The sequence below is a fragment of the Flavobacterium sp. LM5 genome (assembly GCF_002017945.1).
In the GTDB taxonomy this organism is placed as follows: Bacteria; Bacteroidota; Bacteroidia; order Flavobacteriales; family Flavobacteriaceae; genus Flavobacterium; species Flavobacterium succinicans.
The window spans coordinates 780751-794918 of the sequence record NZ_MUFX01000001.1 but is presented as its reverse complement, the minus strand read 5'-3'; the positions used below and the strand labels follow the sequence as shown (position 1 = coordinate 794918).

At 35.3% G+C, this 14168-nt stretch carries 17 protein-coding genes and 1 riboswitch; of the genes, 13 read left to right on the top strand and 4 right to left on the bottom strand.

All coding sequences use genetic code 11. From position 1 onward, the window contains the following. The first annotated feature begins 22 nt into the window (after positions 1–22). From BXU11_RS03335 to BXU11_RS03275, 13 genes are all read left to right on the top strand, one after another. A complete protein-coding gene (locus tag BXU11_RS03335) occupies positions 23–1081 on the top strand; it encodes an exopolyphosphatase (RefSeq protein ID WP_035717341.1) in 1059 nt (352 codons plus the stop codon). Between the two features lie 121 nt (positions 1082–1202). Beyond that, positions 1203–1856, top strand: coding sequence for a queuosine precursor transporter (locus BXU11_RS03330; RefSeq protein ID WP_024980371.1), 654 nt, complete (start codon positions 1203–1205; stop codon positions 1854–1856). Between the two features lie 106 nt (positions 1857–1962). After that, on the top strand, positions 1963–2595 hold the full coding sequence (locus tag BXU11_RS03325; RefSeq protein ID WP_024980370.1) for a hypothetical protein: 633 nt from the start codon (positions 1963–1965) through the stop codon (positions 2593–2595). Continuing rightward, entirely contained in the window at positions 2595–3161 is a 567-nt protein-coding gene (locus BXU11_RS03320) for a DNA-3-methyladenine glycosylase I (protein WP_078211008.1), read from the top strand. The genes BXU11_RS03325 and BXU11_RS03320 overlap by 1 nt, the downstream gene beginning before the upstream one ends. A 37-nt stretch (positions 3162–3198) precedes the next feature. After that, a riboswitch (TPP riboswitch) is annotated at positions 3199–3294 on the top strand. 66 nt (positions 3295–3360) lie between these two features. Then, positions 3361–3567: a sulfur carrier protein ThiS gene (gene thiS, locus BXU11_RS03315; protein ID WP_078211007.1), complete on the top strand. Its 207-nt coding sequence runs from the start codon at positions 3361–3363 to the stop codon at positions 3565–3567. Between the two features lie 171 nt (positions 3568–3738). After that, a complete protein-coding gene (gene thiC, locus BXU11_RS03310; protein WP_078212045.1) occupies positions 3739–5562 on the top strand; it encodes a phosphomethylpyrimidine synthase ThiC in 1824 nt (607 codons plus the stop codon). Between the two features lie 75 nt (positions 5563–5637). Next, complete coding sequence (locus BXU11_RS03305; RefSeq protein WP_078211006.1) at positions 5638–6231, top strand: thiamine phosphate synthase; 594 nt, start codon at positions 5638–5640, stop codon at positions 6229–6231. Next, positions 6210–6962 carry a hydroxymethylpyrimidine/phosphomethylpyrimidine kinase gene (locus BXU11_RS03300; RefSeq protein WP_078211005.1) on the top strand — a complete coding sequence of 251 codons (753 nt, stop codon included), beginning with the start codon at positions 6210–6212 and terminating at the stop codon, positions 6960–6962. Before BXU11_RS03305 ends, BXU11_RS03300 begins: the two co-directional genes overlap by 22 nt. Next, on the top strand, positions 6955–7593 hold the full coding sequence (locus tag BXU11_RS03295) for a thiamine phosphate synthase (RefSeq protein WP_078211004.1): 639 nt from the start codon (positions 6955–6957) through the stop codon (positions 7591–7593). The genes BXU11_RS03300 and BXU11_RS03295 overlap by 8 nt, the downstream gene beginning before the upstream one ends. Beyond that, a complete protein-coding gene (locus BXU11_RS03290; RefSeq protein ID WP_078211003.1) occupies positions 7580–8350 on the top strand; it encodes a thiazole synthase in 771 nt (256 codons plus the stop codon). Before BXU11_RS03295 ends, BXU11_RS03290 begins: the two co-directional genes overlap by 14 nt. Positions 8351–8476: 126 nt before the next feature. Beyond that, complete coding sequence (locus BXU11_RS03285) at positions 8477–8854, top strand: GxxExxY protein (RefSeq protein WP_078211002.1); 378 nt, start codon at positions 8477–8479, stop codon at positions 8852–8854. Between the two features lie 223 nt (positions 8855–9077). Continuing rightward, on the top strand, positions 9078–10199 hold the full coding sequence (thiH, locus tag BXU11_RS03280) for a 2-iminoacetate synthase ThiH (RefSeq protein WP_078211001.1): 1122 nt from the start codon (positions 9078–9080) through the stop codon (positions 10197–10199). A gap of 141 nt (positions 10200–10340) precedes the next feature. After that, complete coding sequence (locus tag BXU11_RS03275; RefSeq protein ID WP_078211000.1) at positions 10341–11051, top strand: HesA/MoeB/ThiF family protein; 711 nt, start codon at positions 10341–10343, stop codon at positions 11049–11051. Between the two features lie 61 nt (positions 11052–11112). Here BXU11_RS03275 and BXU11_RS03270 read toward each other — a convergent pair whose 3' ends face one another. From BXU11_RS03270 to BXU11_RS03255, 4 genes are all read right to left on the bottom strand, one after another. After that, complete coding sequence (locus BXU11_RS03270) at positions 11113–11952, bottom strand: DUF2971 domain-containing protein (RefSeq protein ID WP_078210999.1); 840 nt, start codon at positions 11950–11952, stop codon at positions 11113–11115. Between the two features lie 58 nt (positions 11953–12010). Next, positions 12011–12646: a leucyl/phenylalanyl-tRNA--protein transferase gene (gene aat / locus BXU11_RS03265; protein ID WP_078210998.1), complete on the bottom strand. Its 636-nt coding sequence runs from the start codon at positions 12644–12646 to the stop codon at positions 12011–12013. A gap of 106 nt (positions 12647–12752) precedes the next feature. Then, positions 12753–13133: a DUF3127 domain-containing protein gene (locus tag BXU11_RS03260; RefSeq protein ID WP_078210997.1), complete on the bottom strand. Its 381-nt coding sequence runs from the start codon at positions 13131–13133 to the stop codon at positions 12753–12755. 11 nt (positions 13134–13144) lie between these two features. Then, a complete protein-coding gene (locus BXU11_RS03255; RefSeq protein WP_078210996.1) occupies positions 13145–14020 on the bottom strand; it encodes a flavin reductase family protein in 876 nt (291 codons plus the stop codon). Positions 14021–14168: the final 148 nt, after the last annotated feature.

The window sequence follows — 14168 nt, the reverse complement described above, 5'->3', positions numbered from 1 at the left end:
CGAACCCCAAATCAAAAAAACAATGAAAGAAAAATTCTACTTAGCTTTAGCTCTTTTATCCTTTTCTTTTTCGTCATACTCCCAACTGTACGGAGGTATCGAAATTGGAAGTAAAGGTGTTAAAATGACGGTCCTAGAGGTTGAAAACCTAAAGAAAAATTACTATGATGTAAAAGAATTTTGGACTGAAAACGTGGGTATTGCAACTGGAATTTCCATTGACGGAACGCTATTCAAAGAAGACATTGACAGGGCTGTCGCTGTGGTTTTAACCAACTATAACAAAATGCTGTCTGAATATAAAATTGAAGACAAGAATATTTTTATTGTAGCTTCTTCAGGTGTAGGTTTAGCAACAAATACTGCCGAACTAACCGACAAAATTAAAGCTTTAACAAAGAAAAATACAGAAGTTATTTCTTCATCTATCGAAGCTAGACTTTTATTAAAAGGATGTATTCCTCCAAAAAACTACTTAAATTCAGTAATTGTAGATATTGGTGGTGGTAATTCCAAAGGTGGTTATGCTAAAGAAATCAATGGTTCTGGAGTTTTCTTTCCTATTTCATCAGATATAGGTACGGTAACTTTAACAGAGCTTATTAACAAAAAATGTAAGCAAAAAACAGTTTTTGAATTTAACGAGCAAATGTTTGAATACCTGCCAACATTGAGAGAAACATTCAAAAAAATGTACACAAACCGTCCTGAATCTCAACAAAAAAACAACGTTTACATTTCTGGTGGTGCAGCTTGGGCATTTTACACTTTACTTACTGGACAAAAAGCAGAAGAAAACTTTACACCAGTGACGTATGATGACATTCTTTCTTTAAAAGCAATAGCTGAAAATAATTACCAAAGATTTTCTATTGATGCAGAAAATAATGTTGAAAAGAAAAAAGTATTGAATACTTACCAACAAAAAAACTTAATCGCCGCATTTAATCTTTTAGAAACTTGTCTTGAAGTTATTCCAGACATGAAAAGCAAAAAGATTTATTTTGCAAAGCAAGGTCAAATTGCTTGGTTAGTAAGTTATGTATTCGACAATGCTAGAGGAGTAAAACAGATTTACTAATAAGATCATTATAACCATTTAGAAAATCCCATTCGTGTTACAACGTTTGGGATTTTTTATTTAACAACTGTTCCAATTCCAATACTTAAAATAAAATACTATTTTTGACAAACTCAAAACTATGTTTCAAACTCGTAAAGATTTTGTTTTTGTCATTCTAGCTGGTATTTTCATTACCAATGCTATAACCGCCGAACTAATTGGGGGAAAATTAATCCAAATAGGGCCTTTTGTAATGAGTATTGGTATTTTGCCTTGGCCCATTGTCTTTTTGACCACTGATTTAATCAATGAATATTTTGGAGAAAAAGGCGTTCGTAAACTTTCTTTTATCACGGCCTGCCTTATAGCCTATTCGTTTGTCATTTTACTATTAGCCATGACAATTCCAGCAGCCAAAGGAATAAGTCCGGTTACTGACGACCAATTTCAAGCAGTTTTTGGACAAAGTATGTGGATTATTGTGGGAAGTATTGTTGCTTTTTTGGTGTCACAACTCATTGATGTTACTGTGTTTTGGTTCTTTAAAAACCGAACTGGAGATACGAAAATTTGGCTCAGAACCACTGGTTCCACTTTGGTTTCCCAACTGTTTGATTCTTTTATTGTTTTAGGGATTGCCTTTTGGCTCCCCGGAAAAATAGATTTTGAAACTTTTTTAAGTTCAGCACTTACTGGCTATACCTTTAAACTTTCCATTGCTATACTATTGACTCCGGCTATTTATGTGGGACATAACCTCATCAAAAAATACCTATCCAAAGAAAGCGTTTAAAACTTTGATTTTAGATTAATTTGGCAAATTTTATTTTGAATATCATTATTTTTACACCCAATACATCAACTGATTTCAATAGTAAAAGTTCCCTAAATTACCCAAAATGAACAAAGTAATATCCTTTATTTTTCTTTTAGCACTATTCATCCTGATAGGTTGTAATGGTAATGATTCCGAAAAAGAGGACACTACTTCACAAGAACAAAACTCCAACTCTGTAGTTATTACAGAAAATGAATCCTCTACCAAATCAGGCAATACAATAGTCTCAAAGAAAGAAAACCGTACTTCATCAAGTAAAAATCAAAGCAAAACACTTATTGAAAACGACAAATCAATAATTGAAGCTCCAGGTATAATTCTCGAAAAAAAAATTAATTCCCCTCTAAAAGATTTGTTTGAACAGGGGCAAATTGGAAAAACATATACCAAAAAAGAACTCATAGAAATCTTTAATTTTCCTAAAGAATCATTAAGCCTTGTAAAAAAGGTAACTTACACAGGGCACAATACATTGTACTTTTATTGGGGCTCTACATGGTTTGTAGAAAAAATCTCGGATGCAAAGTTTAAGAATGGAATAATAACCTTCGATATTAAAGAAAACCAAACGATCTTAAAAGGGGGCGCCATCGGAATAAAGCACAATAAAAAAATCCATACCGAATTAATTATCAAAAACGGGAATGCCTACATCCCTTCTGTCAAAGGGTTTTACTGGGAAATCAAAAAATAATGAAAAAAGAATTACAACGTTGCGGCTGGTGCAACTCCAGCACACTATACCAAAATTACCACGATGAAGAATGGGGAAAGCCAGTATATGACGATGCTACCTTATTTGAATTTTTACTATTAGAAACTTTTCAAGCTGGCCTAAGTTGGATTACCATCTTAAATAAAAGAGACAATTTCCGTAAAGCATTTGACGATTTTGATTATAAAAAAATTGCCAAATATTCTGATGATAAAATCCAAGAACTATTACAAGACGCAGGTATCATTCGCAACAAACTGAAAGTGTATTCCGCTGTAACCAACGCAAAAAATTTCATTAAAATACAAGAAGAATTTGGAAGTTTCTCTACTTACATTTGGGCATTTGTAGACCATACACCCATTGATAATTTTCCTAAAACCTTGAAAGAAGTTCCAGCTACTTCAACTCTTTCGGATGCAATTAGTAAGGATTTAAAAAAAAGAGGATTCAAGTTTGTAGGCTCAACAGTTATCTACGCACATATGCAAGCCACAGGCATAGTCAATGATCATGTAGAAAATTGTTGGAAACGAAATTCATAATTTATAATTTATAATTCATAATTTTCATTACATTTGCTTCACACTTTAGGGGTGTCTACAACTGTAGGCTGAGATTTTACCCTCTGAACCTGATCTAGTTCATACTAGCGTAGGGAAAAGTAAGATGACTTCCTTGTACCATAATTGGGTACAATCGTAGCCATTCCTAAAGTATACCTATATACTAAATTCAAAAGGAATGGAACTAAAAATCAACAACCAAACAAAACAATTCGATGCCGAAAACCTAACGGTTCAAGCTCTCATTGACTTGGAAATTCCAGAAAATCAAAACGGAATTGCCCTAGCCATCAACCATACCGTCATTCCAAAAGCCAATTGGAATACTCATCTCATTAAAGCAACCGACGAAATTCTCATCATTACAGCCACACAAGGTGGATGATTTGGGCATGACCCCATTTGCAAAAGGCGCTATCCAACGCACCGTTTAGAGCGCACCTTTTACAAATGCGGTCGGGCTATACGCGCTACTTTGGTAGCCAGCTTCTATCCCTCACGCAAAAAAAAGCACTTTTCAAACAGCCAAACAATAAAAAGTAAAAAAACTAAAGCTATGAGCAACCAAGACAAGATCTCAAGAACTCCGTTTCCAAATTCCAAAAAAACATACATCGACGGAGAAATTCATCACATAAAAGTAGCCATGCGCGAAATTTCATTAGCGGATACTAAACTATCCAATGGCAGAATAGAAAAAAATCCAGCCGTAACCGTTTACGACACTTCAGGCCCTTACACAGATCCTAACATTCAAATTGATGTTCGCAAAGGATTGCCTCGAATCCGCGAACAATGGATTCTGGATCGTAATGATGTAGAAGAACTAGCCGAAATCTCCTCCGAATACGGAAAATCCCGTTTAAATGATCAAAAGTTAGATTACTTGCGCTTCGAATATTTACACAAACCCTTGCGTGCCAAAAAAGGAGCCAATGTTACTCAATTACATTACGCCAAACAAGGTATCATCACTCCCGAAATGGAATACATAGCCATTCGAGAAAACCAACGTATCGAACAACTAAACGAACAAACCAAAGCAATGCAATGCCAACACGCTGGAAATAGTTTTGGAGCCAACACACCAAAAAGTAAAATTACAGCCGAATTTGTTCGCAGCGAAGTAGCGAGAGGGCGTGCTATTATCCCAAACAACATCAACCATCCTGAGAGTGAACCGATGATTGTCGGACGTAATTTTTTAGTAAAAATTAACGCCAATATTGGCAACAGCGCAGTTACCTCATCAATCGAAGAAGAGGTGGAAAAAACCGTTTGGGCTTGCCGTTGGGGTGCTGATACCATTATGGATTTATCTACAGGAAAAAACATTCACGAAACCAGAGAATGGATTATCCGTAATTCTCCTGTTCCCATCGGTACGGTACCAATTTATCAAGCCTTAGAAAAAGTAAACGGAATAGCCGAAGATTTAACTTGGGAAATATTTCGTGATACCTTAATCGAACAAGCAGAGCAAGGCGTTTCTTATTTCACCATTCACGCTGGGGTTTTATTACGTTACATTCATTTGACCGCTAATCGTGTTACAGGAATTGTCTCTCGTGGCGGTTCAATTATGGCCAAATGGTGTTTGTTCCACCACAAAGAAAACTTTTTGTACACCCATTTCGAGGAGATTTGCGAAATAATGAAACAATACGACGTTGCTTTTTCCCTTGGAGACGGATTACGTCCAGGTTCAATAGCCGACGCCAACGATGCCGCACAATTCGCCGAATTAGAAACATTAGGTGAACTTACAAAAATTGCATGGAAACACGATGTTCAGGTATTCATTGAAGGCCCAGGTCACGTACCGATGCATATGATTAAAGAAAATATGGACAAGCAATTAGAACATTGTGACGAAGCTCCATTTTACACTTTGGGTCCATTAACCACTGATATTGCTCCAGGTTATGACCATATCACCTCTGCTATTGGAGCTGCTATGATTGGCTGGTACGGCTGTGCTATGCTGTGTTATGTAACCCCAAAAGAACACTTAGGCTTACCCAACAAAAAAGACGTAAAAGATGGTGTGATTACTTATAAAATTGCTGCTCACGCTGCGGATTTAGCCAAAGGTCACCCAGGAGCACAATACCGAGACAATGCTTTAAGCAAAGCTCGTTTCGAATTCCGCTGGGAAGACCAATTCAACTTGTCATTAGATCCAGATACTGCTCGTGAATTTCATGATGAAACCTTGCCTGCAGACGGTGCAAAAGTGGCTCACTTCTGCTCGATGTGTGGACCAAAATTCTGCTCTATGAAAATTTCTCAAGAAATTCGTGACGTTGCCGAGGCCGAAAAAGGAATGGCGGCAAAATCTGAAGAATTTATCGAGCACGGAAAAGAAATTTATATTTAGAATTATTGAAAAATTAAATGATTTAAAAATTTAAAATTCTTGAATCTAAACCATTTTAAATCTTTAAATCTAAAAATGATTTTAATCACAAGTCCAATTCAAATAGCAAACGAAATCCACACCATACACGATCTCTTTGAGAATGGATTGGAGTTACTTCATATTCGGAAACCTGATTTTTCAGAAACAGAAATAAAAACATTTGTATCAAAAATAAAAACAACTTTCAGACACCGATTGGTTTTGCATAGTCATCATCAATTAGCGCTAGAATTTGGAATTAATCGCATTCATTTTACAGAAAAAAACAGAGTCGCAACATCCGAAGAGCATTTAAAAAAGTGGAAAGAAAAAAAATTCAGCCTCTCCACCTCTATTCATCAAATGTCCGATTTTGAAGAGCTGTCAAGTGTTTTTGATTACGCATTTTTTGGTCCTGTTTTCGAAAGTATCTCAAAACCCAATTATGTTTCAAATCTGGATTTCAAAAAAGAATTAGAACAAAGAAAAAATAACACAACTGCATTGATTGCTCTGGGAGGAATTACATCCGAAAATATCAAAACTGCATTAGCATTTGGTTTTGATGATGTAGCACTTTTAGGTAGTATTTGGAACAACAACCATTCAATAGAAAATTTTAAACTATGTCACGACCTTTTGCAGTAAGTATTGCGGGCTTCGATCCTTCAGCAGGCGCGGGAGTTTTGGCAGATGTAAAGACGTTCGAACAACATCAAGTGTATGGCTTTGCTATTAGTACTGCAAATACCATTCAAACCGAAAATGAATTTGTAGCCATACAATGGACGGATTTGGATTTTGTTTTGCAATCTGTTCAAACAATATTTAATTCTTACGACATAAAAGCCTTGAAAATTGGTATTGTTCCTTCTTTAGAATATTTGAAAGAAATAATTTTTTCGATAAAAAAACATTCGCCACAAACCAAAATAGTTTGGGATACCGTTTTAAAATCGACTACAGAATTTGATTTTTTAACTATTGAAAACCAAACTACTTTGATTGAAATACTGAAAGAAATTCATTTAATTTCCCCCAATTACGATGAGATTTTACAATTATCTTCTAAAGAAATTAATGCAGAAACTACAGCAATGCTACTCTCCAAATACTGCCCCGTTTTACTAAAAGGTGGTCATAAGCCCGATGAAATTGGCATTGATTATTTATACCTAGAAAATGAATTTTTTCGTTTTCGTCCAAAAACTAAAAAAGAAATTTTCGAAAAACATGGTTCGGGCTGTGTTTTGTCATCAGCGATTACAGCAAATCTAGCCATAGGACAAAACCTAAAAACGGCTTGCGAAAAGGCTAAAACCTACACAGAGAACTATTTATTGTCAACTCCCTCTAAATTAGGACATCATTATGTATAACAAACTACAATACATCTCTCAAGGAGACACGGTTAAAGAACAATTGTACAATATTCATCAAGCCTTAGATCATGGATGTGATTGGATTCAGTTGCGATTTAAGAATCAAAAAACAAACAAATCTTTTGCATTGGCCGAAGCCGTACATTTTTTGTGTGAAGAATACTTAGCAAACTTTATCATTAACGATGATGTCCATTTAGCCGAACATATCGCTGCAGATGGTGTTCATCTTGGACTTACTGACATGAGTATTCCTGAAGCCAGAACTATTTTGGGGAATACAAAAATTATTGGCGCCACTGCCAATACACTAGAAGACGTGCTCAATCATATCAATAATGGCTGTGACTACATTGGTTTAGGCCCTTATCAATTTACCAAAACCAAAGCTAATTTAAGTCCTATTTTAGGATTGCGAGGCTATCAATCGATACTAAATCAATTGAATCCAAAACAAAAAGAAACACCAATTTATGCTATTGGAGGCATAACGCTAGAAAATGTAGAGGGACTCATGACTACTGGCATTCACGGTATCGCAGTATCAGGAATCATTACCCATAGCGATCACAAAAGCAAAATAATAACTGAACTTAACGAAAAATTATATAGCCATGTCATTATTTAAAATAGGAGATAAAACCTTCGAATCCCGCTTGTTTTTAGGAACAGGAAAATTTGGTTCAAACACCGAAATGGAAGCGGCAATTTTAGCATCAGAAAGCGAATTGGTGACAGTAGCACTAAAACGTATCGATTTAGAAACCGAAACCGATGCTATTTTAGCACATTTAAAGCATCCTAGAATTAATTTATTACCCAACACTTCTGGTGCACGCAATGCAAAAGAAGCCATTTTTGCAGCCCAATTAGCCAGAGAAGCTCTGGAAACCAATTGGCTCAAACTCGAAATCCATCCGGATCCAAGATATCTTTTACCTGATCCCATCGAAACTTTAAAAGCAACAGAAGAACTAGCTAAATTAGGATTCATTGTTTTGCCATACATTCATGCCGATCCAGTTTTGTGTAAACATTTGGAAGACGTAGGGACCTCAGCTGTAATGCCTTTAGGATCTCCCATTGGGAGCAACAAAGGCCTGAAAACAATCGATTTTTTAGAGATTATTATCGAACAAAGTAAGGTTCCCGTAATTATTGACGCAGGAATTGGCGCCCCTTCTGATGCCGCAAAAGCTATGGAAATAGGTGCCGATGCCGTATTAGTCAATACTGCTATTGCTATAGCGGGAAATCCCAAATTGATGGCTGAAGCTTTTAAAGAAGCTGTTATTTCAGGAAGAAAAGCCTATGAAGCAAAACTGGCTCAACAATACAAACAAGCGGTGGCTTCGAGTCCTTTGACAGCGTTTTTATACGAGTAATTTTTAAATTGGCACGCAGATTTTACAGATTTACGCAGATAAAATGAAAACCTATTTAAAAAAATCTGCGTAAATTCAAAAATCTGCTTTCATAAAAAAACTATCCTTCAAAGAAAATACTAAAAAATGACAGAAAATGAAATATCATTCAAAATAAGAGGAGCTATTTTCAAGGTTTACAATACTCTTGGACCAGGTTTATTTGAATCTGTTTACGAAAGCGCTTTGTATTATGAATTAACTAAAATGGATTTAAAAGTTGAAAGGCAAATTGCAATCACTATTCCTTATGACGGAATCACGTTAGATGTAGCCTTTAAAATTGATTTACTTGTTGAAGACAAAGTCATTATTGAGCTAAAATCAGTTGAAGAATTAGCGCCAATTCATTACAAACAAATTACCAATTATTTAAAATTGACAAATAAAAAACTGGGGCTTCTTGTTAATTTCAACACTGCAGCTATTTTAGAAGACATAAAACGAATAGCCAATAAAGTATAAAAAATTAGCACGCAGATTCTACCGATTTTAGCAGATAAAAAAACAGTAAAATCTGCTTACCACAAACAGCAAGGTAATTCCTGTGGTGAAAAATAAAAAGATAAAAAAATCTGCAAAATCTGCGTGCCACAAACAACAACTCAATTGCTGCAGCAAAAAAATAAAAAAGACAAAAAAATCTGCGTACAAAAAAATAAGTAAGAATGTCTGAAAAAAATTTAAAATGACAAATTTCAAATCAATTTTCGAACAATACAGCTGGGACAAGATTCAAACTAAAATCTATCAGACAACTTCCAAAGAAGTCGAACAAGCTTTAGCCAAAACCAAACGCAATCTCGATGACTTTCTAGCTTTGATTTCGCCTGCTGCCCAGCCTTATTTAGAACAAATGGCGCAAATAAGTCACGAGCTAACCAAAAAGCGTTTTGGCAAAACCATTCAAATGTATGCCCCTTTGTATTTGAGCAACGAATGCCAAAACATTTGTACCTATTGCGGCTTTAGTTTGGACAATAAAATTAAACGAAAAACATTAACCGATAGTGAAATAAAACTAGAAGTTGATGCCCTAAAAAAACTAGGTTTTGACCATGTATTATTGGTAACAGGAGAAGCCAATTATACAGTAAACATCAACTATTTTCTCAATGCAATTGACCAAATCAAAAACACTTTTTCAAACATTTCTGTTGAAGTACAGCCCCTTTCGCAAGAAGAATATGAGTCTTTACATAAAGCAGGAGTCTATTCCGTTTTAGTCTATCAGGAGACGTATCACCAAGAAGTCTACAAAAAATACCACACCAAGGGTAAGAAATCCAATTTTGATTTCAGGCTAGACACACCAGATCGCATTGGCAAAGCAGGCATTCACAAAATTGGTCTAGGTGTTTTGTTAGGCCTTGAAGATTGGCGTACCGATAGTTTTTTCAATGCCTTACATTTAGACTATTTGCAAAGAACCTATTGGCGTACCAAATACTCCGTTTCTTTCCCGCGCTTACGACCTGCCGAGGGCATCATCGAACCCAATTTTATTATGGATGACAAAGATTTGACCCAACTCATCTGCGCCTATCGTTTATGGAACGAAGATTTAGAAATCTCCATTTCGACCCGAGAAAACGAAAAATTCAGAAACAATAGTATTCCTCTTGGAGTGACGAGTATGAGTGCAGGTTCTAAAACCAACCCCGGAGGCTATGTCGTAGACCCGCAATCTTTGGAACAATTCGAAATTAGCGATGAACGCCCCGTACATCAAATCGCTCAAATAATACAAGACAAAGGCTATGAACCCGTTTGGAAAGACAACCCCTATTTCGTTCATCAAAAAACATAGTCATAATTTGGACGTGCCCCTACGTAAAAACTTCGGGTCGGGCTATCCGCTATATCTCTTGGGGCGAACCCCGCCCCAAGAGGATGCCGCTCCTATCCCTCACGTAGAATTGCTAACAACACCATTTTTAAACCAAAATACATGAGTATCATACAAGAATTTCTTCGATATAACCGACAAACTATGCTGCCTGAAATAGGTGATGAAGGACAAGAAAAACTCAAAAAAGCCAAAGTATTGGTGATAGGTGCCGGAGGCTTAGGTTGTCCAATATTGCAATACATCGCTACCGCAGGAGTAGGAACCATAGGAATTATAGATTTTGACAAAATCGAAATCCACAACCTTCATCGGCAAATTTTATACACTGAAAACCAAGTAGGTTTATCAAAAGCGTTGATAGCAAAAGAAAAATTAGAAGCGTTGAATCCTTTGATTACAGTAGAAGCTTTTGAAGCGAAACTAACCATTGAAAACGCCTCTGAAATTATCCAAGGATTTGATATCGTTGTGGATGGATCCGATAATTTTACTACTCGTTATTTAGTAAACGATACTTGTGTTACTTTAGGAAAATCTTTAGTTTACGGTAGCATCTTACAATTCGAAGGACAAATGGCGGTTTTCAATCATAAAGGAAGTAAAAATCTTCGGGATTTATTTCCGGAACCACCCGATCCAAAAACAGTACCCAATTGCAATATAAATGGAGTATTGGGAACTCTTCCAGGAATGATTGGAACGATGATGGCACACGAAACGCTAAAATTGATTATGGATTTGCCTACTTTAGAAAATGAATTGATTTTGTATAAAACTTTAGATTGGAGTTTTGTGAAGTTGAACTTCTAGCAGTAACATTAAAACGAACACGGATCAAAGAAGTAGAAGAAATTCTTTTGCATTTCTTTGTCTAAATTATCTCGTTAAACTCTAATTTAACAAAAAGAGGATGAGGTTTTACTTCAAATATTTTAATATGTGGATATTCATTCTTTAATATATACATCAAAAAATCATATGAATTTGGGTTTTTAATTTTCATATTTTGCCCGATATATATTTCCTTTACTCTACTTTTATCGAAATATAATTTATTGTCAAATGATTTAGAATTTATAGAAATTGCTCTAAATTCCTTCTCATATTTCCAATCATGCATTTTCCAACAGTATTCAAATCCCATCGTTAAAACTTTACGAATAAATTCCTTCATTTCTTCATTTATAAACAACGTATTTAATTCTTTTATTACATTCTCAAGATTCTCATTACAGGGCTTATAATCTTTCAAATATGCTACATGACTTTTAATCGCAATGTTTTTATTTTGTAATAACGATTTTTCGTTTTCAAATTTTAGACAAAACCCTGAATAACTACTTGCATAATGTCCCCACATTAATGGATTATTACCTTCTAAACTAAAACAGCAAACACCTATATTTTCACGATGCCTTTTTATTCCTTCACTACCTCTATTAATAATATGATTTTCTCTATTAACCAGACAATCAAAAGGATCATTAAAGTTTTTAGGACTCGAAAAAAACAAATAACCTCCTAATAGTGAATTCAAACTATTTTCATTTAAACCATAAAACTTATATAAAAATTCTGGTTTTACAAATTTCTCACTTTTCTCTGTAATAGAAGAAAAATAAGCCCCTGTACTTTCTAAATCAAAATTATGTGAATATTTATAATTTTCGTACTCCCAATCTATATTTAAAGTAGGCACATGATTTTTCATAAATTTTAATTAAATAATAGATTAAAACACAATATTCTTTTTACTCAAATTTATTAATTTAATTTTTCAAAATTACCATAAACTCCTTGCGCGAAATTTCTTTACAACCTAAACTTTCGAGATGAGGGTTGTATACTTGGCAATCGAGCAGTTTATAGTTTTCATTTCTTAATTGGTTAACTAAAGCAATAAATGCCACTTTAGAAGCATTAGAAACCAAAGAAAACATACTCTCTCCACAAAAAATATGTCCTAAATCAACACCATACAATCCTCCTACCAATTGATCATCTTGCCAAACCTCAACAGATTTTGCAATACCTAATTCGTGCAATTTACAATAAGCCTCAATCATATCATTTGTAATCCAAGTTCCTGTTTGTCCATCGCGTTTTACTTGTTGGCAATGAGCAATAACCGCTCTAAAATCTTGGTTAAAAGTGACTTTAAAGATATTTCGATTCAAAATGTTCCGCATACTTTTTGACACCACCAAATCCTCTAGAAAAAGCACCATTCTTGGATTGGGCGACCACCAAATAATAGGCTGCTCCTCTTCAAACCAAGGGAAAATTCCACTTGAATAAGCCAACTGTAAACGCTCTGGAGATAAATCACCTCCAATAGCCAATATCCCATCAGCATTTGCCTCAGAAACAGGTGGAAAAAATAAGTTTTTAGATAAATGATACATCTTTTACGTTCAATAATTTAATTAAAAATGCCATCAAAAAAAATTCCAAATCCCAACACAACTTACTGCTTTGGGATTTGGAATTTAGAATTTGATATTTATTCTTTTAGAAAGGTAAATCGTCTGCTTCTTCCTCATTAAAATTAGTTGCTGGAGCAAAAGTTTCTGGTGTTGGCATTGGAGGAGCTTGCGTAGGAGCTGCTGCCGCAACTGGAGCTTGTTTCTCAATTCTCCATCCCACGATAGTATTAAAATGTCTCACTTCTCCTTGTGGGCTTACCCATTCTCTACCTCTTAAATTGATAGAAACTTTAACTGGCTCACCTACAGCATAACTGTTTAACAAATCCGTTTTGTCTTGCTGAAACTCAATCGAAATATGTTGAGGATATTGCTCATCTGTAATCACTACTACTTCTCTCTTTTTAAAAGAGGCACTAACTTGTTGAACAGGGTTGATTACTTTTACTTTTCCTAAAACTTCCATGATATATAAATTTATTTCTTTGCTAATAATAACTTCCAGGCCTCAATGGCGCGGTCTTTTGCCAAGTATTCTTTGGCTTTCTGAAACTTTTTGTCTAAATCGTCGGCACTTAATACAGCTTTGACTTCAAAATTTTCTTTTACAAATATAGCAATTTCTTCTTGCGTTGGAATTTTTTCTACATTCCCCAATTTACCTAAATCATTCCCATCAAAAAAATCGCTTTCTTTGATAAAATCCGGAATGGCATCTACTCCAATCCCTAAAGTATTTAATGGTTTTTCAACTTCAAAAAGTCCTGCATTTGCTCGAGAATACCAATTGCCTCCCAATCTAGAGACCAAATCAATTTTATGTTGATCTATGGCGCCGTTAGCATCCAAAACAGTTTCACTAATATGCAATTTCACGACTTCGCACACCACCAAATTACCCGCACCACCTTCGGTACCTAAGGCAATAATCTGCGTTACTTTGCATTCAAATTGCACCGGAGATTCTTTTACTCGAAAAGGCTTCACAAGATCTGAAGCAATCGGAGTAAAACCTGACTTCAAAAACTCATTGACCCCTTCTGGATATTCAGTACTAGACAATGATGTTTGCTGTACCATATCATAGTTCACCACATTAATCACCACTTCTCCGGTACTTTCCGCATTTTGCAGGGTATGCTTGGTGGTATTGTCTCGAACTCTTCGCGCAGGCGAAAAAACCAAAATAGGCGGATTAGCACTAAAGACATTAAAAAAGCTAAAAGGCGACAAATTAGGCGTGCCATTACCATCTACAGTACTTGCGAAGGCAATAGGCCTTGGTCCCACACTACTTTGTAAATACCCTTGTAATTGGGCAGTGGAAATACTTTTTGGATCAATACTTACCATAAACGAAGATTTAAGAGCGATTTTGCAGCCACAAAAGTAAACAAAACCAAGGGTATTTATCGGCCAAACCTAAGGATAATGATCAAAAAAATAGTTAAAAATCCTCTGTTTTCTTTAACTATTACCAAAATACATTTTGGTTAATTGC